The organism is Actinacidiphila epipremni (assembly GCF_012034175.1).
Classification (GTDB): Bacteria; Actinomycetota; Actinomycetes; order Streptomycetales; family Streptomycetaceae; genus Actinacidiphila; species Actinacidiphila epipremni.
In genome coordinates, this window is the sequence record NZ_JAATEJ010000008.1 from 233,723 (window position 1) to 260,358 (window position 26,636).

At 74.7% G+C, this 26,636-nt stretch carries 23 protein-coding genes and 1 pseudogene; 12 read left to right on the top strand and 12 right to left on the bottom strand.

Annotation, left to right across the window (positions count from 1 at the left end; all coding sequences use genetic code 11):
- Positions 1–76: 76 nt before the first annotated feature.
- Complete coding sequence (locus HCN08_RS13380) at positions 77–952, bottom strand: TIGR03620 family F420-dependent LLM class oxidoreductase (protein WP_167983244.1); 876 nt, start codon at positions 950–952, stop codon at positions 77–79.
- A gap of 349 nt (positions 953–1,301) precedes the next feature.
- On the opposite strand from HCN08_RS13380, the gene HCN08_RS13385 reads away from it, so the two are divergent.
- From HCN08_RS13385 to HCN08_RS13400, 4 genes are all read left to right on the top strand, one after another.
- Positions 1,302–1,838 (top strand): hypothetical protein, encoded by a 537-nt coding sequence (locus HCN08_RS13385; protein ID WP_167983245.1) that lies wholly within the window; start codon positions 1,302–1,304, stop codon positions 1,836–1,838.
- A 25-nt stretch (positions 1,839–1,863) separates the two neighbouring features.
- Positions 1,864–2,388 carry a hypothetical protein gene (locus HCN08_RS13390; RefSeq protein ID WP_167983246.1) on the top strand — a complete coding sequence of 175 codons (525 nt, stop codon included), beginning with the start codon at positions 1,864–1,866 and terminating at the stop codon, positions 2,386–2,388.
- A gap of 142 nt (positions 2,389–2,530) precedes the next feature.
- Positions 2,531–3,154 (top strand): GNAT family N-acetyltransferase, encoded by a 624-nt coding sequence (locus HCN08_RS13395; RefSeq protein ID WP_167983247.1) that lies wholly within the window; start codon positions 2,531–2,533, stop codon positions 3,152–3,154.
- A 48-nt stretch (positions 3,155–3,202) separates the two neighbouring features.
- A complete protein-coding gene (locus HCN08_RS13400; protein WP_167983248.1) occupies positions 3,203–4,087 on the top strand; it encodes a DUF6807 domain-containing protein in 885 nt (294 codons plus the stop codon).
- Positions 4,088–4,101: 14 nt separating this feature from the next.
- Here HCN08_RS13400 and HCN08_RS13405 read toward each other — a convergent pair whose 3' ends face one another.
- The 8 genes from HCN08_RS13405 to HCN08_RS13440 form a co-directional block, all read right to left on the bottom strand.
- Positions 4,102–5,121 (bottom strand): LacI family DNA-binding transcriptional regulator, encoded by a 1,020-nt coding sequence (locus tag HCN08_RS13405; protein WP_167983249.1) that lies wholly within the window; start codon positions 5,119–5,121, stop codon positions 4,102–4,104.
- 115 nt (positions 5,122–5,236) lie between these two features.
- Positions 5,237–5,557 (bottom strand): L-rhamnose mutarotase, encoded by a 321-nt coding sequence (locus HCN08_RS13410; protein ID WP_167983295.1) that lies wholly within the window; start codon positions 5,555–5,557, stop codon positions 5,237–5,239.
- 23 nt (positions 5,558–5,580) lie between these two features.
- The gene (locus tag HCN08_RS13415) at positions 5,581–6,696 is read right to left on the bottom strand and encodes a Gfo/Idh/MocA family protein (RefSeq protein ID WP_167983250.1); all 1,116 of its coding nucleotides are present in this window, start codon (positions 6,694–6,696) and stop codon (positions 5,581–5,583) included.
- A complete protein-coding gene (locus tag HCN08_RS13420) occupies positions 6,693–7,337 on the bottom strand; it encodes a DUF624 domain-containing protein (protein ID WP_167983251.1) in 645 nt (214 codons plus the stop codon). Before HCN08_RS13420 ends, HCN08_RS13415 begins: the two co-directional genes overlap by 4 nt.
- A 5-nt stretch (positions 7,338–7,342) precedes the next feature.
- The gene (locus tag HCN08_RS13425; RefSeq protein WP_167983252.1) at positions 7,343–8,239 is read right to left on the bottom strand and encodes a carbohydrate ABC transporter permease; all 897 of its coding nucleotides are present in this window, start codon (positions 8,237–8,239) and stop codon (positions 7,343–7,345) included.
- Positions 8,236–9,201 (bottom strand): carbohydrate ABC transporter permease, encoded by a 966-nt coding sequence (locus HCN08_RS13430; RefSeq protein ID WP_167983253.1) that lies wholly within the window; start codon positions 9,199–9,201, stop codon positions 8,236–8,238. Before HCN08_RS13430 ends, HCN08_RS13425 begins: the two co-directional genes overlap by 4 nt.
- A 111-nt stretch (positions 9,202–9,312) precedes the next feature.
- Positions 9,313–10,623 carry an ABC transporter substrate-binding protein gene (locus HCN08_RS13435; RefSeq protein ID WP_167983254.1) on the bottom strand — a complete coding sequence of 437 codons (1,311 nt, stop codon included), beginning with the start codon at positions 10,621–10,623 and terminating at the stop codon, positions 9,313–9,315.
- A gap of 110 nt (positions 10,624–10,733) precedes the next feature.
- Entirely contained in the window at positions 10,734–11,873 is a 1,140-nt protein-coding gene (locus tag HCN08_RS13440) for an enolase C-terminal domain-like protein (RefSeq protein ID WP_206318739.1), read from the bottom strand.
- A 770-nt stretch (positions 11,874–12,643) separates the two neighbouring features.
- Between HCN08_RS13440 and HCN08_RS13445 the strand changes: the two genes are divergently transcribed.
- The 4 genes from HCN08_RS13445 (at position 12,644) to HCN08_RS13460 (ending at position 20,065) form a co-directional block, all read left to right on the top strand.
- The gene (locus HCN08_RS13445) at positions 12,644–15,052 is read left to right on the top strand and encodes a polysaccharide lyase family protein (RefSeq protein WP_167983256.1); all 2,409 of its coding nucleotides are present in this window, start codon (positions 12,644–12,646) and stop codon (positions 15,050–15,052) included.
- Between the two features lie 122 nt (positions 15,053–15,174).
- Complete coding sequence (gene rhaI, locus HCN08_RS13450; RefSeq protein WP_167983257.1) at positions 15,175–16,341, top strand: L-rhamnose isomerase; 1,167 nt, start codon at positions 15,175–15,177, stop codon at positions 16,339–16,341.
- 114 nt (positions 16,342–16,455) lie between these two features.
- Positions 16,456–18,501: a bifunctional aldolase/short-chain dehydrogenase gene (locus tag HCN08_RS13455; protein ID WP_167983258.1), complete on the top strand. Its 2,046-nt coding sequence runs from the start codon at positions 16,456–16,458 to the stop codon at positions 18,499–18,501.
- A 61-nt stretch (positions 18,502–18,562) separates the two neighbouring features.
- A complete protein-coding gene (locus HCN08_RS13460; protein WP_322974424.1) occupies positions 18,563–20,065 on the top strand; it encodes a rhamnulokinase in 1,503 nt (500 codons plus the stop codon).
- Here HCN08_RS13460 and HCN08_RS35290 read toward each other — a convergent pair.
- From HCN08_RS35290 to HCN08_RS13475, 3 genes and pseudogenes are all read right to left on the bottom strand, one after another.
- Complete coding sequence (locus HCN08_RS35290; RefSeq protein ID WP_322974425.1) at positions 20,054–20,533, bottom strand: ABC-2 transporter permease; 480 nt, start codon at positions 20,531–20,533, stop codon at positions 20,054–20,056. The genes HCN08_RS13460 and HCN08_RS35290 overlap by 12 nt on opposite strands.
- 140 nt (positions 20,534–20,673) lie before the next feature.
- Positions 20,674–21,240, bottom strand: a pseudogene (locus HCN08_RS35295) (ATP-binding cassette domain-containing protein); the annotation flags it as partial.
- Between the two features lie 10 nt (positions 21,241–21,250).
- The gene (locus HCN08_RS13475; RefSeq protein WP_167983261.1) at positions 21,251–21,637 is read right to left on the bottom strand and encodes a GntR family transcriptional regulator; all 387 of its coding nucleotides are present in this window, start codon (positions 21,635–21,637) and stop codon (positions 21,251–21,253) included.
- 128 nt (positions 21,638–21,765) lie between these two features.
- On the opposite strand from HCN08_RS13475, the gene HCN08_RS34780 reads away from it, so the two are divergent.
- From HCN08_RS34780 to HCN08_RS13500, 4 genes are all read left to right on the top strand, one after another.
- Positions 21,766–25,149, top strand: coding sequence for an AAA family ATPase (locus tag HCN08_RS34780; RefSeq protein ID WP_206318740.1), 3,384 nt, complete (start codon positions 21,766–21,768; stop codon positions 25,147–25,149).
- 214 nt (positions 25,150–25,363) lie between these two features.
- Entirely contained in the window at positions 25,364–25,615 is a 252-nt protein-coding gene (locus tag HCN08_RS13490) for a hypothetical protein (protein WP_167983262.1), read from the top strand.
- Positions 25,612–26,157, top strand: a complete 546-nt coding sequence (locus tag HCN08_RS13495) for a hypothetical protein (protein WP_167983263.1) — start codon at positions 25,612–25,614, stop codon at positions 26,155–26,157. Before HCN08_RS13490 ends, HCN08_RS13495 begins: the two co-directional genes overlap by 4 nt.
- Positions 26,158–26,233: 76 nt before the next feature.
- A complete protein-coding gene (locus HCN08_RS13500; protein WP_167983264.1) occupies positions 26,234–26,614 on the top strand; it encodes an MmcQ/YjbR family DNA-binding protein in 381 nt (126 codons plus the stop codon).
- Positions 26,615–26,636: the final 22 nt, after the last annotated feature.

Here is a 26,636-nt window from a genome sequence, read left to right on the forward strand (position 1 = left end):
GGACCCCGGCGGCCCGGCCGCGCTCACAACCCCCCAGCGCCCACAGCCCCGACAGCCCGCACGGCCCGCACCGCCCTCACAGCAGCAGGCCGGCGAGCTGCCGCCAGCGCGGCAGCGGGCTCTGCCCGGGCGGCGTCCCCAGCACCTGGACGCCGACGTGGTCGGCGCCGCGCTCGATGTGCCCGTGCAGCTTGGCGGCGATGTCCTCGGGGCCGCCCCAGAAGACCAGGTCGTCCACGAACCGGTCGCTGCCGCCGCCGGACAGGTCGTCGTCGCCGTAGCCGAGCCGGCGGAACTTGGCGATGTTGTACGGCGTCGCCAGATACGTCCGCAGGTGCTCGCGCGCGGCGGCCCGGGCCGCGGCCGGGTCCGTCTCGAACAGCACCGCGTGCTCCACGCCCAGGAAGGCGTCCGGGCCCAGGATCTCCCGCGCCCGCTCGGTGTGCTCCCACGTGACGTGGTACGTGTGCGCGCCCGCCGCCCGCTCCCCGGCCAGCCGCAGCATGCCCGGCCCGTACGCGGCCAGCAGCCGGCGGACCGGGACGGCTGGCGCGGGGTTGGCGTCGCCGGGGGCGTCCAGCGCGTCGAGGTAGCCGGCCATCGCGGCGAGCGGCTTGACCCCCGGCCTGGGCTCGCCGCCGAAGCCGAGGCCCATGATGTGCCGCCCCGGGTAGGCGTCGGCCAGCAGCCCGCTCGCGCCCTTCGCCCAGCGGGCCTCGCGCGCCCAGATCTGCGCGATGCCGTTGACGACCCGCAGGGCGGTGGTGGACGCGAGCAGGAAGCCGGCGTGCGTGAAGGCGTCCCGGCCCAGCAGCTCCGGGATCCACACCGCCTTCCAGCCGAGCCCCTCCAGCTCCTGGGCGGTGTCCCGGAGCCGGGCGGCGGGCATGCCCTCGAACTCGAAGGTCCACACGCCGAAGCGTCCGAGCTCGTCCGCGCGCACTGCGGTCATGTCGCGTTCCCTCCTCGTACCGGTGCAACGCATCGAAGAATCGCATATTCTCGATATGAATGCAACGCGCCCCAGGGCGCGCCGCCCGCGGCGGAGGGTCCGCGCGCCCCGTCCCCTGGGCGGAATTCCGAAACGGATCGGAAACTCCAGGCGCCCCTCAAGAAAACCTCAGGCTTTCCCGAAGTGCTATGAGAACCATTGCTTTCTTTCACAGCCGGCTGACATGATCTGGCCCACCGTCAGGCGTGCCGGCCAGGGGGATTCGCCCACAGAAAAGGCGAACATCCGGCTGCGTTGAATTCCGCCCCGGACGGTGCCCAGCCATGCACGGGAAATCCGAGGAGTCCTCATGAAACGTCGCACAGCCATCACCGCGTCCGCGGTCGCGTCGGCCGCCGCCGTCCTGGCGATCGGCGCCGCGCCCGGCGCCCTCGCCGCCGACCCGGGCACCGCCGGCACCGTGCACCCCATGTCCTGCCCCATGGACAAGGGCACCCTGGTCAGCGGAGCCAAGACCGTCTTCGTGCCCGACCCCGGCAAGCGGGTCTACGGCGCCACCGGCGTGACGCTGTCGATCACCGCCGCCAAGGGCACCTCGTGGACCGGCACCGTCTCCGCGAGCGGCACCGTCGAGGTCGGCCTGATCGTCGCCTCCGCCAAGGAGACGTACGGCGGCAGCTACTCGTGGGGCAAGACCACCACCGTCACCCTCGGCGGCACCTGGAAGGTGCCCTCCAGCCAGAAGACCGGCTGGCTCGCCCTCGGCTCGCAGGGCTCGCACATGAACTGGATCACCACCCAGACGCAGCCGAACTGCAGCAGCAAGACCCTCGGCAAGGGCACCATCAACCTGCCGAAGCTCGCCCCGTACATCGGCCACTCCTGACCGGCCCCGCCAAGGGAGCAGCCACGTGGCCCTCGCAACGCGTTCCCGGATCCTCCTGCCCGCGGCGGCACCCGCGCTGGTGCTCGCGCTCACGGCCCTGACCGGCTGTCAGAGCGCGGGCACCCGGGCCGCCGGCGCCGGGCAGCCCGCACGGTCGGCGCCGCCCCCCTCCGCGGCGCCGCCCACCGCCTCCGCGCCGGCCCCGCCCTCGGGCGCCGCCCTGGCGGATCCGCTGCCGGACCCCCTTCCGGCGGGAACGAAGGTCGTGCTCCAGCGCTCGGGCGCCGGCCCGCAGCCGCTGGACCTGACCGGCCTGGTGGGGACGTCGGCCGCGGTGACCGTCCACTGGCTGTGCGCCGGCGGCACCGGCGGCCTGCGGCTCACCGACCGCTCCGCGGTCGTCGTGGGCAGCGACTGCGCCGGCACCCCGGCGCAGGCCACCACGGCCTTCACCGGGGTCGTGCCGCCCGCCACCGCACCGGACCTGGCCTGGAAGGTGCAGGCCGGCCCCGGCACGGTGTGGCGGGTCGCCGTCACCACCGCCTCCTGAACCCTCGGCGGTACTTCCCCCGCGGACCCCGTGCCACCCCCGCGCACGGGGTCCGCGCCCCGCCCGGCGCCCCACCCGAAGGGCGGGGACCTGCGGAAATACCATGGAGCCCACGGCCGGCGGTCCCGTAGGGTGCGGCAGCATGAACCAGGATCCGCGCGACACCGTCCCCCCTGTCCCCCCGGTCCGCCGCGTCCGGCCCGTCCGCCCCGAGGAGTGGCGGGAGGTGCGGGAACTGCGGCTGGCGGCGCTGCGGGACCCGGCGGCACCGATCGCCTTCCTGGAGACGTACGAGCAGGCCGCCGCGCAACCTGACTCCTTCTGGCAGGAGCGCGCCGAGCGCGCGGCCGGCGGCGCGGGGAGCGGGGCGGGCGTCCGGCAGTTCGTCGCCGAGACCGCGGACGGCACCTGGAGCGGCACGGCGACCGCGCTGATCGAGGAGGCCGGCACGCAGGACGTGTTCGGCAAGCCCGTCGACGCACGCCAGGCGCACATCGTCGGCGTCTTCGTCCGCCCTGAGCATCGCGGCGCCGGCGTCATCGACGCGCTCTTCGCCGCGGCCGTCGACTGGGCGGGAACCGAGGGCGTGACCCGGGTGCGGCTGTACGTCCACCAGGACAACGCGCGGGCCGAGCGCTTCTACCGGCGCTTCGGGTTCGTCCGCTCCGGGTGGACCGCCCCGATGAAGGACGACCCCTCCGCGTCGGAGATCGAGATGGTCCTCGACCCGGCGGCCGGCGGGCTGTCCGACCGGCCCCACGCTTGATAAAATCGTTTCAATAACCCATCGGGCGCGGCAGAAGGGGGCGGGCGCGTGACGCGGACAGCCGGGAACCGCCGGAGCGACCACGAGGCGGCCCACCGGCCGCTGCCGCTCACCGCCGGCGGGCACGACGTGGGCCGGTACGGCTGGGACGCCCCCGCCCCGCCCCAGGCGGTGGTCCGCCCGGTGGCCCACCCGCTGCGCGCCCCCGGCGGCGCCCTGCTGACCGGCACCCACCCCGCCGACCACCCCTGGCACAGCGGCCTCGGCCTCGCCCTCCCCGACGTGAACGGCGTCAACCTCTGGGGCGGCCCGACCTACGTACGGGACCACGGCTACCGGCCGGGCGAGCTCGGCACCGTCCGCGAGGCCGCGCCCGCCCGCCAGGACGGCGACACCCTCGGCCACGACCTGCTGTGGTGCGACGGCTCGGGCCGCGAACTGCTGCACGAGACCCGGCGGATACGGGTCGGCGCCGGTCCCGGCGGGGCGTGGTCGCTGGAGTGGTCGAGCGAGCTGACCACCGCCGGGGACCGGGCCGTGGCGCTCGGCAGCCCAGGCAGCAACGGCCGTACCGGCGCCGGATACGGCGGCTTCTTCTGGCGGCTGCCCCCGCTCCCCGCCGACCGCGTCACGGTCTTCACCGCCCGGCAGGCGGGGGAGGAGGCCGTCAACGGCTCGCGCGCGGACTGGCTCGCGCTCGCCGTGGACGACGGCGCCGCCTCCTGGACCGCCGTACTGGCGGGCACCGACCCGCGCACCCGGCAGGACCCCTGGTTCGTCCGGGTCGCCGAATACGCCGGCATCGGCTCGGCGCTGGCCTGGAGCGCACCGGTCCGCCTGGAGCCCGGCCGCCGGCTCCCCATCACGCTGCGGCTCGTGGTCGCCGACGGCGTACGCGACCGGGCCGGCGCCGAGGCCCTGCTGGCGCGATGACGCCTGACGGCCGGTCAGCCCCGGCGCAGGCTGGAGCTGCGCACGACCAGCTCGGGCTGCAGCACGATCTGCCGGTGCTCATGCGGGCCGCCGCCCTCCGCCGCGGCCGAGGTCTCCGCCGCCAGCAGCTCCATCGCGATCCGGCCCATCTCCGCCGCGGGCTGCCGCACCGAGGTGAGCGGCACCGCCGCCGCGGCGGCGAACTCGATGTCGTCGTAGCCCACGATCGCCACCTGGTCGGGCACCTTGACGCCCGCGTCGAACAGCGACTGCAAAACACCGAGCGTCAGCAGGTCGTTGGCGCAGAAGACGGCGGTCGGGCGGGGCGCGAGGCCGAGCAGCCGGGCCCCCGCGTCGCGCCCGGCGGCCACGTCCAGCCGGTTCGTCGTGACGTCGATCAGCGCGCCGGCCGGCAGCCCGGCGCCGGCCAGGGCGGCGAGCGCCCCGGCCCGCCGGTCGCGCACCTGCGGCACCGCGGCCTGGCCGCCGACGTAGACGAACGACCGGTGCCCGGCGTCGATGAGGTGCTGCGCGGCCAGCCGGCCGCCGGTCACGTCGTCGACCGACACCGAGCACGCGTCGGCGTCGGCCGCGACCCGGTCGACCAGCACGTAAGGGATGTTCTGCCGGCGCAGCGCCGCGAGGCTGCGGCCCGCCGGGTCGGCGGGGGTGACCAGCACACCGCGCACCCGCAGTTCGGTGAAGAGCGCGACGTAGTCCGCCTCCTCGCCCGCGTCCTGCGCGCTGTTGCACACCATGACCCGCAACCCCGCCTGGCGGGCGGCCCGTTCGGCGCCACTGGCGACGTCCACGAAGAACGGGTTGCCCATGTCGAGCACCAGCAGCGCCACGATGCGGCTCGCGCCGGCCCGCAACTGCCGGGCGGACTCGCTGCGGACGTAGCCGAGCCGGCTGATCACGGACTGGACGCGCACCCGGGTCGCCTCGGAGACCAGGTCCGGCCGGTTGATCACATTGGAGACCGTCCCCACGGAGACGCCGGCCTCCCGGGCCACGTCCTTGATGCCGATCATTGGTTGTGTTGTCTCCCGTGTCGTGTCTCAGCGACAGATTAGTGGCCGCGGCGGGCGCGCGGAGGCAGTCCGCCGCGGGCCGCGCCGCCCCGTGCCGCCGTCCCGGGGCCCGGGATCAGTCGAGGTGGAAGACCTCGCTGAGCGGGACCATCGCCGCGTCCGGCGCGGCGCCGTCCAGGGCCTCGAAGAACGGCGCCATCTCGCGCTGCCAGCGCGCGTTGACCTCCGTGGCGTCCATCAGGGCCCGCGCCCGCTCGAAGTCCGCGGTCTCCAGGTAGCCGACGAGCAGGCCGTCGTCGCGCAGGAAGAGCGAGTAGTTGTGCCAGCCGGCCGCCGACAGCGCCGCGCGCATGTCCGGCCACACCGCCGAGTGGCGCTCGCGGTACTCCGCCAGCCGCTCCTGGCGGACCTTCAGCAGGAAGCACACCCGGCGCACGGCGCCCGTGCCGTCGGCGGACGTCATGCCCGTACTCCTTCCGCCGCGGCGGGAAGTGGCGGCGCGCCGGTGTAGAAGGGGTCGCCCGGGCCGATCTCGCCGGCCGTGACGGCGGCCCCGGTCCGCGCCGACTTGTAGAGGGCGCCGACCAGTTCCAGGCTGGTCCTGCCGTCCGCCCCGCTGGCCCGCGGCCGGCGGCCCGCGCGCAGGTCGGCGAGCAGCGAGCGCAGCTGCGCCAGGTGCGAGCTGGGCACGTCCGGGCCCATGTCCCGCCACCCGGCGAGCCGCTCGGCCGGGACGCCGGGCGCGGGGGTGATCCGCCAGTCCTTGTTGGCGTGCTGGTAGAGGTGGCTGAGCTCGACGGTCGCCCGCTCGCAGTCGATACGGATCCGGCTCACCTGGTCGGGACTGACCGCGCTGTTCAGGACGGTCGCGAGCGCGCCCGACCGGAAGCGGACCAGGGCCGTGGAGACGTCCTCGGTCTCGATGTCGCGGCTCAGCCGCGCGGCCATCGCCCGCACCTCGGCCCAGGGGCCGAGGAGTTCCAGCAGCAGGTCGATCTGGTGGATGCCGTGGCCCATCGTGGTGCCGCCGCCCTCCGCGGCCCATGTGCCGCGCCCGGGCGGGGCGTAGTAGGCCGCGTCGCGGTACCAGGTGGTCTGGCAGTGGGCGGCGAGCGGCCGGCCGAGGTCGCCGCGGGCCAGCAGGCCCCGTACGTGCTCGGCGCCGGAGCCGAAGCGGTGCTGGAAGACGATGGCGGCGTACGGCCCGTCCGGGCCCTCGGCCGCCGTCATGGCGTCGTACTCGGCGAGCGAGCGGGCCGGCGGCTTCTCGCACCACACCCACGCCCCGGCCCGCAGCGCGGCCTGCGTCTGCTCCCGGTGGACGGCCGGCGGGGTGCACACCACCACCAGGCCGGGCCGCTGCTCGGCCAGCATCCGCCCGAGGTCGGTGTACGCGTACGGCACCCCGCCCTCGGTGCAGAAGGCCCGCACCGCCTGCTCGTCGACGTCGAAGGCGGCGACGAGCTCGACCTCGTCGTGCAGCGCCCGCAGCGCCGGCAGGTGGGAACCGCGCGCGACCGCGCCCGTACCGGCGATCGCGACCCTGATCCGGCCGCCGGAGTGTGCGGACGTCATCGGCCGGCCTCCTCGGTCCGGCCGGCGGCGCGGGCCACGGTCACCGACACCGCGTAGGCGAGCGGCCCGGCCATGAAGCCGGCGAAGGCGGGGATCACCGCGACCAGCGCGGCCACGCACGCCAGCGCCGTCACGGCCAGCGGCACGGTCGCCGGCGCCGCGGCCGACAGCCGGGCCGCCGTACGCAGCCCGTCGCGCCATGACGTCCGGCCGGCCGCCCGGCAGCCCGCCGCGACCAGCGCGAAGGCCACGGCCGCCGCGCCCGCGACGACCAGCGCCGCCGCCTCGACCGGCCGGCCCGGGATCCGGGAGCCGAGCACCGCGTGCACCTCGAACCAGGTGACGGCGAGGACGGCCAGCACCGCGCCCTGGAGGGCGAGCCCCGGCCACAGGTCGCGCCGCACCACGCGGGCGAAGGTCCGCAGCAGCGGCGCCTCCCGGCCCCGGTGCCAGCCGGCCACGACCTCGGCCGCCGCGCACCAGGCGGCCCCGGCGGTGACCAGCGGCAGCGAGAAGACCAGGAAGAGCGCGCCGACGGCCATCGTCTCGGCCGCGGTCCTGACCTGCTCGCCGCGCTCGGCGCCCAGCACCGGGCCGCGGCGCCCGCCGCCGGCGGCGGAACGGGAAGCGGTGGTGTGCATCGCGGTCATCCCTTCAGTCCGCTGGAGGTCGCGCCGTCCACCAGGAGCCGCTGGAAGGCGAGGAAGAACAGGAAGACCGGCGCCAGCGCCAGCACCGACATCGCCATCATCGGCCCGTAGGAGGTCATGCCGGTCTGGTCCACGAACAGCGAGAGCCCGATCGGCACCGTGAACTTGCTCGTGTCGTTGAGGTACACCAACTGCGTGAAGAAGTCGTTCCAGGTCCAGATGAAGCTGAAGATGGCGCTGGTGATGAGCGCCGGCCGGGTCAGCGGCAGCACCACCCACAAGTAGGTGCGGTAGGGGCCGCAGCCGTCGAGCCGGGCGGCCTCGTCTATCTCCCGGGGGATGCCGCGCATGAACTGCACCATCAGGAAGATGAAGAACGCCTCGGTCGCGAGGAACTTCGGCGCGATCAGCGGCAGGTCGGTGTTGATCCAGCCGAACCGCTTGAAGATCGCGTACTGCGGCACGATCAGCACGTGGTACGGCAGCAGGATCGTCACCACCATGCCGGCGAACATCACCGAGCGCCCGCGGAACTCCAGCCGGCTGAAGGCGTACGCCGCCAGCGAGCAGGACACCAGGGTGCCGACGACGGCGAACCCCGAGATGACCAGGGAGTTGGCGAAGAAGCGGCCGAAGGTCACCCCGGGGTTGGCGTGCCAGCCGTCGGGGAAGTTGTGGCCGGTCCAGTGCAGCGGCCAGGGCCGGTTGGAGGTGACGATCTCGGTCGCGGGCTTGAAGGAGGTGCCCAGCATCCAGATCACCGGGTAGACCACCACGACCGCGAGCGCGGTGACCAGCACGTACCAGACCAGCGGCCGGTACGGGCGCGGGCGGCGCGGGGCCGGGGCGGCGGCCGGCGGGGTGCGGCCGGCGAGCAGGGCCTGGTCGCTCATCGGGCGCCTCCGTCCCCGTAGAAGACCCACACCCGCGACAGCCGGAACATCGCGGCCGTGACGACCGCGACCGCGGCCAGCAGCACCCACGCCATCGCGGAGGCGTAACCGAAGCGGAAGTCGTTGAAGCCGGTCTGGTACAGATACAGCGTGTAGAAGAGCGTGGAGTCAGCCGGGCCGCCGGTGCCGCCGCTGACGATGAAGGCCGGGGTGAACGCCTGGAAGGCGTTGATGGTCTCCAGCAGCAGGTTGAAGAAGATCACCGGGGACAGCAGCGGCACCGTGACGTGCCAGAACCGCTGCCACGTGCCGGCGCCGTCCACGTCGGCGGCGTCGTACAGCTCGGCGGGGATCTGCTTGAGGCCGGCCAGGAAGATCACCATCGGCGCGCCGAACTGCCAGCACGACAGCAGGATGATGGCCGGCAGCGACCACGTCGGGTCGTTGATGAAGTCGGTCTTCGGCAGCCCGACCGAGGCCAGCCCGTCGGAGACCGCGCCGCCTTGCGCGAACATCGAGCGCCACACCAGTGCCACCGCGACGCTCGTGCCCAGCAGCGAGGGCAGGTAGAACAGCGAGCGGTAGACCCCGATACCGCGCCGCCTGCGGTTGAGCAGCAGCGCCACCGCCAGGCCCAGGCCCAGCTTGACCGGGGTCACCACGACCACGTATTCGAGGGTGACCCGCACCGCGTGGAAGAACCGCGGGTCGGAGGTGAACATCTGGCGGTAGTTCGCCAGGCCCGTCCACTTCGGCGCGTCCAGCAGGTCGTAGTCGGTGAACGACAGATACAGCGAGTACAGCAGCGGCCCGACGGTGAAGACCGCGAGCCCGGCGAACCAGGGCAGCAGGAAGACGTATCCGGCGGTGCGGTCGCCCAGGCCCCGGGCGGGCGCGGCCTTGCGTTTCCTGGGCGCCGGGACCACCGGCACCGGTCTGTCGAGCCTGGCCGTCGAGCTCACCGGCTTCCTCCTTCGTCCGTGCGTCCGTACGTCCGTGCGTCCGGGCCGCTGCGGGCTGTCGATGCGGCCTGGTTCAGGCCGGGTGCGGGGGCGGCCGGAGCCGCCGGGCGGTCACTGCGCGAGGATCTGCTGGGCCTGCTGGATGAAGGAGGCCGCGCCGTCCTGCGGGCTCTGCTGGCCGAAGCTGACCGCGCCGTAGATCCGCTGCATCAGCGTGATGAGCTGGCCGTCGCCCTTGGGCGGGGCGGGCGGGGTGGCGCTGAGCAGCGACGCGCTCGCCGCCTCGAAGTCCGACACCACCTTGTCCGGCCCGGTCGCGCCGGCGTCCTGCTGCTTGCGGACCGCCAGGTTGGGGAACAGCCCGCGGCTGGTGCCCAGCGCGGCGGCGGCCTGCGGGTCGTTGACCAGGAAGCTCAGCAGCTCGGCGGCCTCCTTGGGGTGCTTGGAGCGGGCGTAGACCGACAGCAGCATCGACGGCTTGGCGTACATCCCGGTCTGGCCGGACTCGGCCGGCAGCGGCAGCAGCGCGAGGGTGTCCTTGGTGGCCGCGGCGTGGCTGGCGTAGATGCTGTCGTAGTCCCACTCGGCGGCGGCGGTGCCCTTGGCCAGCGGGTCCTCGGCCGGGCCGGAGATGAGCGTCGCGGTCTGGTTGGCCGGGGTCGCCGCCCCGGACTTGCGCAGGTCGTCGCAGAAGGTCCAGAAGCCCGCGAGGTCGTCCTGGGTGAAGGCGAGCTTGCCGTCGTCGGTGTAGAGCTGCTTGCCGCGCTGGAGCAGCCAGGACTGGAAGGCCGCCCAGGTGGTGCCGGGGTCGGCGATGCCGGCGACCTTGCCGCCGGACTTGTCGTGGACCTGCTGCGCGTACGCCTTGAGGTCGTCCCACGTCCAGCCGGCCGCCGGCACGCTCACGCCGAGCGACTGGAGCTTGGTGACGTCCACGACGAAGCTCTGGGTGGCCTGGCCGAACGGCACCGCCACCTGCTTGTCGCCCTCCTTGCCGCTGCCGGCGAACTTCGGGTCCAGGCCGGACAGATCGACCTTGCCGGGGCCGGAGGCCAGGTCCAGCAGGGTGTTGCTCTTGGCGTACTGGCTCTGGTTGCCCCAGTCGATCTGGATCAGGTCGGAGGCGCCGCCGCCGGCTATCTGGGTGGCGAGCTTCTGGTTGTAGGAGGCGAAGGTGGCGTACTGGGTGCTCACGGTGATGTTCGGGTGGGCCTTCTCGAAGGCGGCCACGGCCGCCTCGGTGGCCTTGGCCCGGGAGGCGTCGCCCCACCAGGAGAAGCTCAGCTTGACCTTCCCGCCGTCGGAGGAGCCGGAGCCCGAGCCGCACGCGGCGAGCGACAGGGCGCACACCAGGGTCGTGGCGGCGGCGACGGTCCGCAGCGGGCGGGAGGGGCGTGGGGCGGCTGTGGCACGCAAAGACATGGACGTACTCCTGCGCGGTAGGCAGGCGCCCGCGGGAGGCGGACGCGGTGGTGGCGTGGCGGGTGGGGTACGGGCGGGGACGGGGGTACGGGTGGGTCAGCCGGGCGGCGTCACCACGAGGCGACCGTCTCGGCGTCGATGTAGCCGGTGTCGAGGGCCTCGCCGAGCCCCGGCTCGGGGCTGAGGTGGACGTAGCCGTCGGCGTCGAGGGGCGCGGTGGCCCGCAGCAGGTGCGGGGGCAGTTCGTCGAAGTCGTGGAAGGGGTGCAGCAGGCCGCGCTCGTACCAGCGGCTGTTGCCGACCGCGCTCAGCACGGCCAGCGTCGCGGCGCCGCCGCCGTGCAGCTCGCAGTCCATGCCGAACGCCTCGGCCAGGTGCGCGGTCTTCAGGGCCGGGCCGATGCCGCCGGAGGTGGGGACGCCGACCCGCAGGATGTCGCAGGCACCGGCGGTGATCCACTCGGCGCGGGCCTGCATCCGGCCCTCGACCGTCTCGGGCCCGATGACGAGGGTGTCCAGCTGCTGCGCGAGCCACCGGTAGGACTGCACCGAGGACTCCTCCATCGGCTCCTCGTACCAGTGGAAGCCCAACCGGTCGAGCGCCCGGCCCAGTTGCAGCGCCTCGGCGCGGCTGTACCAGTGGTTGGCGTCGAGCATCAGCGGCACGTCGGGGCCGACCGCCTCGCGTACCGCCGCGCAGGCCCGGATGTCCATCGCCACGCTGGGCGCGAAGGAGACCGGCGGCATCCAGGTGTGCAGCTTGATCGCGTGGTAGCCCTGCGCGACGAGCTTCTCGGCGAAGGCCGCGTAGTCCTCCGGGCTGGACAGGCCGCCCGGGATCTCGTCGCCGCACATGGTGCTCGCGTACGCCGGCACCTTGTCGCGTACGCCGCCGAGCAGCTTCCACACCGGCAGGCCCAGCCGGCGGCCGGCCAGGTCCCACAGGGCCAGCTCGACGGCCGCCAGCGTCCGGTTGCCCAGGGTGCCGGCGCTGCCGCGCTGCCTGCGGGCCAGCTGCTGCCACAGGCGCCCGCGGTCCAGCGGGTCCTGGCCGAGCAGCACCGGCCGCACATGGGCGTCCAGCAGCTCCCGGCCGATGTGCGCCGGGTCGGCGAGGCAGCGGCCCTGGTGGCCCTCGCCGTCGGTGAGGGTGAGCAACGCCCGGGTCACCTCGCGTGCGTCGCCCGGGTGCTCATGGCCGTCCGGGTCCAGCGCCAGCCGCGTCCGGGTGCGGAAGAGCTGGGCCGACACACCGACGATCGTGTGAGCGGTACCTGACGGCATGCTGCCCTCGCTTCGGGACGGCGGACGGGAGTGGTGGCCTGACGCGGCCTGATGGGCTGGGACGCTACGGCGCTGTTTCAGCAGCGTCAAGACTTGATTGAAACGATTTTTAGGAAACCGTCGATACGGGACGGCCGGGCGGTGCGCGGCGGTCCGGCGCGGCGAGCGGGCGGCTACGGGCCAGTATCTGAGGCTGCGTCGGGTCGCCCCGCCGGGGGTGAATCGATCCAGCGCCGTGCGCAGCATGGGGATTCTGGGGCTGGTGATCTGAATCGATACACAATGTGCTGCCGCGAAGCCGCGATGCATGAGCCGGTACGGCTCCGGTGCCCCGCCCCCGTGGCCCCAGCGTACCCCTTCCGCCCGTCTGACCTGGGCCTCCGCCGCCCCCGGCGCCCTGCCGCGAGCCGGCCTCCCGGCCGGGGCCGCTGCCGCCGCCGTCGCGGTCCGGCAACCTGCTGTCCGGCGAACCGGTTTCGCGCGGCCCCTTCCCAAGTCGGCTTCGGGTCGCTAGCTTCGTCGCCCGGAGAACGGTTGTTACGTTTCAATCCCCGATTCCGCAGCGACGTGGCCCGCCGGCGCCCGGCGTTCCGCCCTGCCCGCACCCGGGCCGGCCCACGTCCCCGCGGCCGGGCGTCGGCTGTGCCGCGCCCTCCCGCGCCCCCGGTCACGACCGGACCGGCCGGCCCTTGCGGGCCGGTGCTTTTCCGCGCAGTCATCCAGCACGAGGAGTCTTGATGACCTGGCAAGACAGCAGAGTCAGCCGCCGCACCACACTCGGCATGATGGGAGCCGGCGCCGCCGCCACCGTGGTGGGCGCCGCCGGCACGGCGGCGGCGCAGTCGCCGTCCCACGTGGGCGGCGGCTCCCACTCCCACCCCGCGGCCCGTCCCGTCCGGCTGCTGCTCGACGGGCGGCCGGCGAAGACCGGCACCTACTCCTTCCCCGACCAGGTCGGCGAGATCGTCCTCGACAACGGCCTGGTGCGGTTCACCTTCGGCCGCGACGACGCGGCCGGCGGTGTCGTCACCGGCTGGACGGACGTGTCCATCACCGCCACCTCCGTCGTCGTCGACGGCACCGAGCTCGCCCACAACCTCAACGGCGTCGACCCCCGCGACCCCGACCGCCAGCACTCCTTCTACGTCGACGCCGGCGGCGGCAAGACCCGCCTGGTCTGCACCCAGGTCAAGGTCCTGCGGGTCACCCGCGACCTGGTCGAGGTGGCGTTCGCCGACGTCACCGGCGTGCCCCTGCAGCACGAGCACCACCTGATCATGCGGGCCGGCAAGCCCGGGCTCTACGGCTACGACATCCTCACCGCCAGCGCGGCCACCTCCATCAACGAGGTCCGGATGAACACCCGCTGGGACCGCTCGATCCTCGACCACTGCTTCAACTGGGAGCGCGGCAAGGGCCAGCAGCCCACGTACGCCTACCTCGCCACCCAGGAGCGTGTGGGCGACGAGACCTGGCTGGTGGACGGCGTCGACAACCCCGACCTGCCCTCGCCGTCCAACAACGCCGGCGGCACCAAGCCCGGCGACGTCTACACCAAGTACGACTGGAGCCTGTACGCCCACGAGAACCCGATGTTCGGGCACTTCGGCAACGGCTTCGGCGCCTGGTTCACCCCGCTCGGCGGCGTCTCCGACCAGACCCTCGCCGGCTTCTACGGCGTCGGCCCGCAGCACCAGGACCTCGCGATCCACCAGGACGCGCTGATCCTCAACTACTTCGGCGCCAACCACTACGGCCTGCCGTCCTACGCCCTGCCCGAGGGCTACCGCCGGCTCTACGGCCCCTGGTTCACCTTCCTGACCACCGGCGACCCGAGGAACCCGGACGCGATGATCGCCGAGGCCGCGGACATCGCGCGCGGCGAGATCGACGAGAACCGCGCGGGCGCCGCCTGGGTCGCCGACCCGCTCTACCCGGCGGTCAGGCAGCGCACCACCGTGACCGGGCGGATCCGGCTCGCCGACGGCCGCCCGGCCGGCAACCTGTGGGCGCTGCTGAGCACCCAGGACGTCGACGACGTGTACACGATCCACGAGCCCGTGCACTTCGTGCGCACCGCCGAGGACGGCAGCTTCTCCCTGCCGGGCGTCCCGCCGGCCTGGCAGCCCGGCAGCACCGAGCCGGGCGCGTACACGCTCTACGTCTTCGCCGCCGACGGCTCGGTCACCGACCAGTACAAGCAGGGCGGGATACGCCCCTCGGCGCGCCACCACGACCTGGGCACCCTCACCTGGGCGCCGACGCAGCACTCCACCTTCCTGTGGCAGATCGGCCGCTCGGACCGTACGGGCGGGGAGTACGCGCTCGCCACCAAGTCGCCCGCCAAGCCCAGCCCGCGCGACTACTGGAAGCCCACGCTGATCCCCGCCGACCTGTCCTTCACCATCGGCCGGGACTGGGAACCGGAGAAGTGGTATTACGCCCAGGCCAACCCCGGCACCTGGACCGTCCACTTCCCGCTGGACCGCCCGCTGGACGGCACCGCCTACCTGACCGTGTCGTCCTCCACCCGGCAGGGCAAGCCGCCGGCGGTGACCGTCAACGGCACGTCCGCCGGCATCGTCGGCTCGCTGCCCGCCACCAGCGACGGCGGGCTCGCCCGGCAGGCCGACCGCAGCGGCTACTTCCGGCAGTCCGTGGTCACCTTCCCGGCCTCGCTGCTGGTGGCCGGCGACAACACGATCGCCTTCACCAACGGCGGCACCCTCCCGCCCGGCGGCGCCCCGTCCTCGACCGCCTTCGGCTGGGACACCGTCGTGCTGGAGGTGGACGGCGCGCACCCGGCCCGCCCTGCGCGGCTGTCCGGGCGGGTGACCGAGCTCGGCACGTCGCACGGCACGACCAGCTGGCGGGTGGAGGTCACCAACAAGGGCTCGGGCCCGGCCAACGACGTCCGGCTGGACGGTGTCCAGTGGCAGGGCGGCGGCCGGCCGCAGGTGGCCGGGGCCGACCCGAACGCCTTCCCGGTGCCGGTGGCCGCGACGCTGCCGGCCGGCCGCTCGGCGACCGTCACGGTCAGGACGAGCGGTTCCCGGCCGCTGCGGGCGCACGGGCACATCGAGTTCTCCTTCCACGCCAACGGCGGCCGGGTCCGCGGCACGGCCGGGAGCTCGTCCGGCCGCTGAGCCGCCGAGCCGGCGACCTCCGTGCCGCCGCGGGCGGCCGGGGGCCGGGCGGAGGCGCTGTTGACAGTCGCGCGGGACGCTGTTTATCGTCCGCGTCATGAAACGATTCATAGGAGTTGCCCATGACTGAACTGCCCGCCGTCAAGGCAGCGTTGAAATCCCAGCGGATCGAGACGCCGTCGTGGGCGTACGGCAACTCCGGGACGCGTTTCAAGGTGTTCGCCCAAGCCGGCGTCCCGCGCGACCCGTACGAGAAACTGGACGACGCCGCCCGGGTGCAGGAGGCGACGGGCGTCGCGCCCGTCGTCGCCCTGCACATCCCCTGGGACAAGGTGGACGACTACGCGGGCCTGGCCGGCTACGCCGCCGAGCGCGGGCTGACGCTCGGCGCGATCAACGCCAACGTCTTCCAGGACGACGACTACAAGCTCGGCTCGGTCACCCACCCCGACCCGGCCGTGCGCCGCAAGGCGCTGGACCACCTGATGGAGTGCGTGGCCATCATGGACGCCACCGGCTCGCGCGACCTGAAGCTGTGGTTCGCCGACGGCACCAACTACCCCGGCCAGGACGACATCGCCGCCCGCCAGGACCGGCTCGCCGAAGCGCTCACCGCCGTGTACGAACGGCTCGGCGACGACCAGCGCATGCTGCTGGAGTACAAGCTGTTCGAGCCGGCCTTCTACACCACCGACGTTCCCGACTGGGGCACCGCCTACGCCCACTGCCTCAAGCTCGGGCCGAAGGCGCAGGTCGTCGTCGACACCGGGCACCACGCGCCGGGCACCAACATCGAGTTCATCGTCGCCTTCCTGCTGCGCGAGCGGAAACTCGGCGGCTTCGACTTCAACTCCCGCTTCTACGCCGACGACGACCTGATGGTCGGCGCGGCCGACCCCTTCCAGCTGTTCCGGATCATGCACGAGGTCGTTCGGGGCGGCGGCCTGGAACCGGCGACCGGGGTCGCCTTCATGCTCGACCAGTGCCACAACATCGAGGCGAAGATCCCGGCGATCATCCGCTCGGTGATGAACGTGCAGGAGGCCACCGCCAAGGCGCTGCTGGTCGACGCCGGCGCGCTGGCCGCCGCCCAGCGCGGCGGTGACGTCCTGGAGGCCAACGCCGTGCTGATGGACGCCTACAACACCGACGTCCGCCCGCTGCTCGCCGAGGTACGCCAGGAGCAGGGCCTGCACCCCGACCCGCTCGCCGCCTACCGCGCCACCGGGCACGCCGAGCGCATCGTCGCCGAGCGCGTCGGCGGCGAGCAGGCCGGCTGGGGCGCCTGAGCCGCCGCCCCGCCGCCCTGCCGTACGGCCCGCGCACCCTGCCGTACGACCGCGCACCCCGCCGTACGCCTTGCCCGCCGCAACCCCGACGCCACTCCCAGACAAGGACAGTCCATGACCGCCACCCCGCACCCCGAGGTCCGGGCCCTGCTGGAGCGCTCGAACCGGCTGGGTTCCGACCCGCGCACCACCAACTACGCCGGCGGCAACACCTCCGCCAAGGCCCTGGGGACCGACCCGGTCACCGGCGCGGACACCGAGCTGCTGTGGGTCAAGGGCTCCGGCGGCGACCTCGGCACCCTCACCGAGGGCGGCCTGGCCGTGCTGCGGCTGGACCGGCTGCGCGCGCTGACCGCCGGCTACCCCGGGGTGGAGCGCGAGGACGAGATGGTCGCCGCGTTCGACTACTGCCTGCACGGCAGGGGCGGCGCCGCTCCCTCCATCGACACCGCCATGCACGGCCTGGTCGACGCCGCCCACGTCGACCACCTCCACCCCGACTCCGGCATCGCCCTGGCCTGCGCCGCCGACGGCGAGGAGCTGACCAAGGAGTGCTTCGGCGACACGGTGGTGTGGGTGCCCTGGCGCCGCCCCGGCTTCCAGCTCGGCCTGGACATCGCCGCAGCCAAGGAGGCCAACCCGCAGGCCGTCGGCTGCGTCCTCGGCGGCCACGGCATCACCGCCTGGGGCGCGACGTCCGCGCAGTGCGAGGCCAACTCGCTGCACATCATCCGCACCGCCGAGGACTTCCTGCGCACCCGCGGCAAGGCCGAGCCCTTCGGCCCGCTGCTGGCCGGCTTCGGACCGCTGACCGAGGCCGAACGGCGGGCCCGCGCCGCCGCGCTGGCGCCCGTCCTGCGCGCCCTGGCCTCCACCGACCGCCCCCAGGTCGGCCACTTCACCGACTCCGGCGTCGTCCTGGACTTCCTCTCCCGCGCCGAGCACCCGCGGCTGGCCGCGCTCGGCACCTCCTGCCCCGACCACTTCCTGCGCACCAAGGTCCGCCCGCTGCTCCTCGACCTGCCGCCCACCGCCCCGCTGGACGAGGCGATCGCCCGGCTGCGCGCACTGCACCAGGACTACCGTGCCGCATACGCCGCCTACTACGACCGGCACGCCGGCCCCGGCTCGCCGGCCATGCGCGGCGCCGACCCCGCCGTCGTCCTCGTCCCCGGCGTCGGCATGTTCACCTACGGCAAGGACAAGCAGACCGCGCGGGTGGCCGGGGAGTTCTACGTCAACGCGATCAACGTCATGCGCGGCGCCGAAGCCGTCTCCGCCTACCGGCCGATCGACGAGGCGGAGAAGTTCCGCATCGAATACTGGGAGTTGGAGGAGGCCAAGCTGCGCCGGATGCCGGCGCCGAGGCCGCTGGCCACCAGGATCGCGCTGGTCACCGGCGCCGGCAGCGGCATCGGCCGGGCCATCGCGCACCGGCTGGCCGCCGAGGGCGCCTGCGTGGTCGTCGCCGACCGGGACACCGCGGGCGCCGAGGCCGTCGCCGGTGAACTCGGCGGCCCCGACACCGCGGTGGCCGTCACCGTCGACGTCACCGACGAGGAGCAGATCCGGGCCGCCTTCGACGCGGCGCTGCTCGCCTTCGGCGGCGTCGACCTCGTCGTCAACAACGCGGGCATCTCCATCTCCAAGCCGCTGCTGGAGACCGCCGCCGCCGACTGGGACCGGCAGCACGCCATCATGGCCCGCGGCTCCTTCCTCGTCTCCCGCGAGGCCGCCCGGGTCATGACCGCGCAGGGCCTCGGCGGCGACATCGTCTACATCGCGTCCAAGAACGCCGTCTTCGCCGGGCCGAACAACATCGCCTACTCCGCCGCCAAGGCCGACCAGGCCCACCAGGTGCGGCTGCTGGCCGCCGAGCTGGGCGGCGACGGCATCCGCGTCAACGGCGTCAACCCGGACGGTGTCGTGCGCGGCTCGGGCATCTTCGCCGGCGGCTGGGGCGCGCAGCGCGCCGCGGTCTACGGGGTCGCCGAGGACAAGCTCGGCGAGTTCTACGCCCAACGCACCCTGCTCAAGCGGGAGGTGCTGCCCGAGCATGTCGCGAACGCGGTCTTCGCGCTCACCGGCGGCGACCTCACCCACACCACCGGGCTGCACATCCCCGTCGACGCCGGAGTCGCCGCGGCCTTCCTGCGCTGACCCGCCCCGCCGCCCTGCCTGTAATCCGCACCGCCCGTGCCCGCGCCGCCGAGGTGAACCCGTGACCGTGCCCGTACCGCCGTCCCGTCCGCCCGCCGGGCCCGGCCCGTCCGCCTTCGTGGCCGCGGACCTCGGGGCGACCAGCGGGCGGGTGGTCGTCGGCCGGGCCGGCCGGGACACCCTGGAGCTGGCCGAGCTGCACCGCTTCGCCAACCGGCCGGTCCGGCTGCCGACCGGCCTGCACTGGGACCTGCCCGCGCTCCACCAGGGCGTCCTGGACGGCCTGCGCGCGGCGGGCCGGGCCGGCTACGACGTCACGTCGGTCGGCGTCGACACCTGGGCCGTCGACTACGGCCTGCTCGACGCGGACGGCGCCCTGCTCGGCCTCCCGTACCACTACCGCGACAGCCGTACGTCGCAGGTCGCGCAGGAGGTGCGGGAACGGCTGGGCGCGGCACGGCTCTACGGGGTCAGCGGGCTGCAGCACCTGCCGTTCAACACCGTCTTCCAGCTCGCCGCCGCCCGCGGCACCGCCCAACTGGCCGCCGCCCGCACGCTGCTGCTCATCCCCGACCTGCTCGTCCACTGGCTGTCCGGCAGCGCCGGCGCCGAGACCACCAACGCCTCGACCACCGGCCTGCTCGACGCCCGCACCGGCACCTGGTCGTACGAACTGGCCGCCGGTATCGGCCTGGACACCGCCCTGCTGCCGCCGCTGCGCGAACCCGGCGAATCTGCCGGCACCTTGCTGCCGCACGTCGCCGACGGCACCGGGCTGCCGGCCGGCACGCCGGTCACCACCGTCGCCTCGCACGACACCGCGTCCGCCGTCGTCGCGGTGCCCGCCACCGCGTCGGGGGCGGCGTACATCTCCTGCGGCACCTGGTCGCTCGCCGGGCTGGAACTGGACGCGCCGGTGCTCACCGAGGAGTCCCGCACCGCCAACTTCACCAACGAGCGCGGCATCGACGGCACCGTGCGGTACCTGCGCAACATCATGGGCATGTGGCCGCTGGAGGAGTGCCGGCGCGTGTGGGCCGCCCGCGGGCAGCCCGCGGAACTGGCCCCGCTGCTCGCCGCCGCGGCCCGCGCCGAGCCCTTCGCCGCGCTGATCGACCCCGACGCACCGGACTTCCTCGCCCCCGCCGACATGCCCGCCGCCATCGCCGGCTTCTGCCGCCGCACCGGCCAGCGGCCCCCGCGCGACCAAGGCGCCGTCGTGCGCTGCGTTTTGGAGAGCCTGGCGCTGGCCCACCGCCAAGTCCTGCGGCGCGCCGCGGAGTTGGCCGGCCGCGACATCACCCGGGTCCATCTCGTCGGCGGCGGCAGCCGCAACGAGCTGCTGTGCCAACTCACCGCCGACGCCACCGGGTTGCCGGTCACCGCCGGACCCACCGAGGCCACCGCGCTCGGCAACATCCTCGTCCAGGCCCGCGCCCACGGCCGCACCGGCGACCTCGCCGACATGCGCCGACTGGTCGCCGCCACCCAGCAGTTGCGCCACTACCGCCCCGCGGGCGCCGCGTCCGCATGGCAGGCCGCCGAGGCCCGGCTACGGACGTGACAGGTGCGTACGCGCCGCCAGCGCCGCCGACACCGCGACGGCGGCGGCTCCCGCCGCGCCCAGCACCGGCAGCCATTCCCGGAGCGACGCGAGCGTGGGATGCAGCCGGTAGACGGCCACCATGACCAGCGCCAGCGGCACGGTGGTGCCCAGCACGCTCACCCGCGCGTACCCGAAGCGGATCAGCAGCGGGAGCTGGATCGCGATGTTGACCGCGAACAGCGTCCAGGACAGAGTCAGCATCGTCACCAGGGTGCGCCCGCCGAGCGGCGCGCCCTCGGCCAGCCCGAGCAGCACCGCCAGCGCCGTCCCCGCGGTGAGGGTGGCCAGGAAACTCGCCAGCGCCCAGGCGTAGTGCCCGAGCACCACCGCCCGCCGCGGCAGCGGCAGCACCGCGTACAGCGTCTCCAGGCCCTCCTTGCCGGCGACCACGAACGGCTGGACGGCGACCAGCGGGGCCAGCAGCACCGCGAGCGCCGGTAGGCGCGGACGACCCGGAAGGCGTCCACGACCTCGTCCTTGGGGCCGGTGCGCACGACCCGGCCGCCGTGCAGCAGCGTCACGTAGTCGCCGATGCGGTCCAGGTCGGAGGTGATGTGCGTGGAGAACAGCACGCTGTGCCCTTCGTCGAGCAGGAACTCCCCGATGATGCCCGCGAGTTCGTCCCGCGCGACGGGGTCGAGGCCGCTGGTGGGCTCATCCAGGACGAGCAGCCGGGCGCGGTGCGAGAGCGCCACCGCGATCGTGAGCTTCATCGTCATGCCGCGGGAGAGGTCCTTGACCCTGGCCCGCAGGTCCAGGCCGAACTCGTCGAGGAGCCGGCGGTAGCGGGCGCCGTCCCAGCGGTCGTAGAAGGGCCGCAGGGTGCGTTCGACCTCGGCCAGCCGCCAGTCGCCGACGAGGTAGGCGCGGTCCAGCACGACGCCCACGTCCTGGCGCAGCGCCACCGGGCCGGGGACGCGGTGGCCGAGCAGCTCGATCTCGCCGCTGTCGATGCCGCGCATGCCCAGCAGACAGCGGATGGTGGTCGTCTTGCCGGCGCCGTTCGCGCCGATCAGGCCCATGACGTAGCCGGTCGGCAGCGCGAAGCTGATGTCGCGCAGGGCGAAGCCGCCGCCGGCCGCGGCGTGCACGCCCCGCAGGGCGAAGGCCGGTTCGCCGCTCATGGCGTGCATCCCCCGGGCCTCAGGCGGTCTCGTGCGCGGCGCGGATCAGGCCGTCGAGGATGCCGACGAGCTCGTCGCGGCCGAGGCCGGCCCGCCCGGCGGCGTCCAGCGCGGCCTGCAGCCCGTCCTCCACCTGGCGTAGCAGCTGCTCGCGCACGAACGCGGTGTCCAGCGGCAGGACGTACGCGCCCTTGCCGGGCACGGTGCCGATGAAGCCCTCGGCGGCGAGCTCGGTGTAGGCGCGGTTGGTGGTGATGATGCTGATCCGCAGGTCCCGGGCGAGGGCGCGTACGGACGGCAGGGCGGCGCCCTCGGCGAGCTCGCCGGACAGGACGGCGGCGCCGATCTGTTCCTTGATCTGCTGGTAGAGCGGCACTCCGCTGCTGTTGGACAGCACCACGCGCACGACGGGCCTCCGGCCTCGGGGTTCGACTGTTCATGCACACTATAGACAGTAGGAACGGTGGGGGCGCAAGGTGGGCGGCTTGTCCGAGGCCGCCCCGGCACGGGGTGCGGCCCGCCTAAGCTGGGCCCGTGGCTGTGCTGTTCGGCCGGGACGCCGTTCTGGAGCAGGCGTGGGAGCCGCTGGTGCAAGGCGATCCGGTGCTGCTCGCCGGGCCGCCCGGCATCGGCAAGACCGCGCTGTGGCGCGAACTGGTCGCTTGTGCGCGGCGGGCGGGCTGGCTGGTCCTGACGTGCGCGCCCGCGGAGTCGGAGTCGGCCCTCGCGCTCGCCGCGCTGGCGGATCTGCTGCGGCCCTTGGCCGCACACGCGGCTGAGTTGCCGGGGCCGCAACGGGCGGCGGTCCAGGCGGTGTTGCTCACGGGGGACGGTGAGGTGGGCGCCGCCGGTGAGGTGGGCCGTGAGCTGAGCGCGGTCGGCGGTGCGGGGGTGGCCGGTGGTGTGGGCTCGGGCGGTGACGCGGGCGGTGGCCCGGGCGCGGGCGGCGGTGCGGGGGTGCACGGCAGCGTGCGTGCGGGCGCTGAGGGAGGTGGGCGTCGCGATGCGGGCGAGGCCGAGGGCGGTGACGGCGACGGGGTCGTGGGCGAGCGGGCGGTGGCCGCGGCCACTCGCTCGCTGCTCGACGCCGCGGTGGCGTCCGGCCGCCGGGTGCTGGTCGCCGTGGACGACGCGCCCTGGTTGGACCCGGCCAGCGCACGGGCGTTGACGTTCGCCTTACGGCGGGTGCCGGGCCTGGCGGTGCTGGCCGGCGCCCGCGACGAGGCCGGCGCCGGTACGCCGTTGGGCCTGGACCGCCTCGCCGGACGGCTGCGGCGGATCGACGTGGCGCCGCTCGGCACCGGGGCGCTGCACCATATGCTGCGCGACCGGCTCGGCGTGACGCTCAACCGGCCGCTGCTGGCCCGTATCGCCCGGGACTGCGGCGGAAACCCGCTGCTGGCCATGGAGTTGACCCGCGCGGTGCTGCGGCTGCCCCGGCTGCCGTCCCCCGGCGAGGACCTGCCCTTCCCCGCCACGACGACCCGGCTGGTGGCGGGCACGGTGGCCGCCCTGCCCCCGGCCGGCCGCGACGCGATCCGGCTCGCGGCGCTGCTCTCCGTGGCGCACCTGCGCGATCTGTCCGCCGCGGGGGCGGACCCGGCCGCCTTCGACCCGGCGGAGGACGCCGGGCTGCTGACCGTCAGCGGGGGAGCGGTGCACTTCGCCCACCCCCTGTACGCGGCGGCGGTCCGCGCGGACATCCCCGCGAGCTTGCGCCGCCGGCTGCACCGCAAGCTGGCCGAGGTCGTCGCCGACCCGGACGAGCGGGCCCGGCAACTCGCCCGCTGCGTCGCCCTGCCGGACGCCGAGGTCGCCGCCGAACTCGCCGCCTCCGCCGACCGCCAACGCCGCCGCGGCGCCCCCCAACTCGCCGCCGCCCTCTACGAACAGGCCGCCCACCTCACACCCCCGACCACCCCCGCGACCCTCGCCCGCCGCCGCTTGGCCGCGGCCCGCTGCCACTACGACAGCGGCGACTACCCCGCAGCGGCGGCCACAGCCACGGAGGTCGCCGAAGCCTGCGACGCCGCTCCGCGGGTGCCCAGCGCCCGCGCCGCCGGCGGCGACCGCCCGCAAGCGGGTGGGGTTGCGTATCCGGGTGGGCAGCCGGGCGCCGAGGCCGGGGTGGCGGAGGCGTCTGCCGCCGGGGCTTTGGCGGCGGGCGGGGTTGCGTACGTCGGCGGGCAGGTAGACGCCGGCTGGGCAGGCGTCGAGGTGGGCGTGGAGGACGCGCCTGTCGCCGGGACTCTGGAGGCGGGCGGGGCCCGTCACCCCGGCGGGCAGGGAGGTGCGGGTCGGGCGGGTGTTGACGTGGGGGACGCGTTCGTCGCCGGGGCTTCGGCGGCGGGCGGGGTTGCGTCTCCCGGTGGGCAGGCGGGCGTCGGTCTGGCGGGCGCCGCGGTCGAGGTGGAGGCGTTCGCCGCCGGGGGCTTGGAGTCCGCTGAGGTCCCTCACCCCGGCGGCGGCGCGGCGGGGGCGGGCGACGGGGTGCGGGCTGAGGCGTTGTTGTTGCGGGCCGAGGTGGCGTGGAGTGCCGATGAGCCGCTGGCTGTTGCCGCGCAGACCGCCGAGCAGGCGCTTCGGTGTGCGCCCGCCGGGTCGGCGCAGGCCGGGCGGATCCACGCGTATCTGAGCCTCTTCCACGACACGCCCGAGCTGGCCCAGCGCCATGCGGAGGCCGCGTGCGCGCTGCTCGGCGGCGCCTCGCCGCAGGACGCCGAGCTGCTTTCCGGCTCGCTGCTGCAGCTGTTCTTCCACGAGGTCCGCGGCGGCCGGCCGCCCCGGCGCGAACTGCTGGACCGGGCCCTGGCGTTGGAGGACGGACGGCCGTCATGGCTGGGCGGCACCATCCCCGCCATCTGGTGGCGGTCGATCGACGAGCACGACAAGGCCCGCGCCCGCCTGCACGCCATGCTGGAGCGGGCGGTCGCCGCCGGCGACGAACCCGGCCAGCACGAACTGCTGGCCCATCTGGGCGAGACCGAGCTGGTCGCCGGGCGCTACGACGACGCCGCCCGCGCGCTCGCCGGCGCGCGGGAGCTCGGCGAGCAGCTGGGCACCGGCCTGGTGGGGGAGACCTGGCTGCTCGGCCTGCTGGACGCGCACCGGGGCGAGCTCGCGGCGGCCCGCGCGGTGGCGGAGGCGGGGCTGCGGCGGGCCGAGGCCGTGGGTGACCCGTGGGCACGCCGGATCCACCTCGCCCTCAGCGCGTTCACCGCCCTGTCCGAGGGCCGTACGGACGACGCAGCGGCCGACTACCGCGCCCTGGCCGCCGAGGCGGACGCCGCCGGCCTTGCCGAGCCCCTGTCGCAGCGGTTCGAGCCGGACTGGATCGAGGCGTGCGCCGCCGCCGGCGACCTGGCGACCGCCCGGCGCGTTCTGCGCCGGCTCGCCGAGCGGCACGAGCGGCTGCCCCGGCCGTGGACGACGCTGGGCCTCGCGCGCAGCCGGGCGCTGCTCGCCGCCGCTTCGGGCGAGGACACCGCCGCGCCGGCCGACGCGCTGGAGGAGGCCAGGGCCCGGGTCCCGGCGCACGTCGTGCCGCTGGACCGGGCGCGCTGCCTGCTGGTCGCGGGAGTGGTGCACCGGCGGGCCAGACGCCGGCGGGCCGCCCGTACGGCGCTGGAGCAGGCCGCCGCGGAGTTCGCGGCGATCGGCGCGGCGGCCTTCGAGCGCCGCGCCCGGGCCGAACTCGCCCGCACCGGCGGGCGAGCCCCGGCCTCGGAGGCGCTGACCGCCACCGAGGAGCGGGTCGCCGCGCTGGCCGCCGCCGGCCGTACCAACCGCGCGATCGCGGACGCGCTGTTCATCAGCCCCAAGACCGTCGAGGCGAACCTCGCCCGCGTCTACCGCAAACTCGGCATCTCCCGCCGGGCAGAATTGGGCGCAGCACTCTCCCGCCGGGCGGGCACGTGACGCCACACCACGCCGGCCCGGCCGCAGCATCGCGCGGCCGACCGAACCGCGCCGCCCGGCGAATCCGCGCCGCCCGGCGGCACCGCGCCGGCCCCCAGCACCGCACCGCTCGCGGCACAACGCCGCCCTGCGGCACCGCACCGCCCGGCGCCGCCCCTCGTTCCGTAGGGAAACCCCCGATTCGGCCGGCGCCCCGCCGGCCTAGCGTCGGCGTGTGACCAGGCGGCTCTTCGCGGTGGAACGCTACGACGGCGCGGGACCCGGGGGCCCGGGGAGGCTTCCGGTGCTTGCCGCCGGCGGGGTGCGCCTGGTCGCCGCGGTGCACCTGCCGGCCGACGAGGTCGTCCTGGCTCTCGTCGAGGGCCCGGACGCCGATGCCGTGGTTGCGGCCATGGCCGGCGCCGGCTGGCCGGTGCACCGCGTGGAACCGGCAATCCTGCTGCACCCATGGGGGGACCAGACATGAGACGCACCGCCCTGACCGCCATCCTGACCGTGCCCGTGGCCCTGACCGCGCTGACCGCCCTGACCGCGTGCGACGACGACCCCGCCCCGGCGTCCTCCACCGCGCAGCCGCCGGCCGCCGGCGGCACCGCCTCGCCCACCCCGGCCGCCGCCACCACGACGGCCGCCGCCGCCCTCAAAGCCTGCGCGCTCCTGCCGAAGAAGGACGCCGAGGCCCTGGCCGACTCACCCCTGAACGCCGGGATCGAGGGCCCGGAGGCGGCCCCGAGCTGCATGTACACCGGCCCGGTCAGCGGCCCGACCGCGCAGGTCGAGATCTACGTCGGCGACGGCGCGAAGAAGTACTACGACATCGACCGCACCCTCAACCACACCTTCACCCCCTTCACCGGCGCCGGCGAGGAGGCGTACGCCGAGGACGACGCGGTCTTCTTCCGCAAGGCCACGACCTGGGTCGCGATCCGCCTGGTCCGCCTCGACGACCCCGCGCTCCACCGCGACCCGCTGCAGAACCTCGCCCGCCAGGTCGCCGGCCGGCTGTGACCGGGCCCGCCGGACCGCGACCGGCCGGCGGGCCCTGAGCAGCGCAACCAGGCCGCCGCACGGCACACTGGCCCGTATGACACCCGACGCACTCAAGGCCGTCTGCCTCGCGCTGAACGGCGCGGAGGAGACCTTCCCCTTCAACCCGGAGACCTCCGTCTTCAAGGTCGGCGGGAAGATCTTCGCGCTCAGCGCCCTGGAGGCGCGGCCGTTGAGCGTCAGCCTGAAGTGCGACCCGGAGCTCGCGGTCCAACTGCGCGCGGCCCACCCGCAGATCACCGGCGGCTGGCACCTTAACAAGCGGCACTGGAACACCGTGCTGCTGGACGGGGCGCTGCCCGACGACATGGTGCGCGAGATGGTCGAGGACTCCTACGACCTGATCGTCGCCAGGTTGCCGCGCGCCCAGCAGCTGCGGCTGGACTGGGCCGGGGTGCGCGGGCCCGCCGAGCCCTGAGGGCCCGCGCACCCAGAAGAGC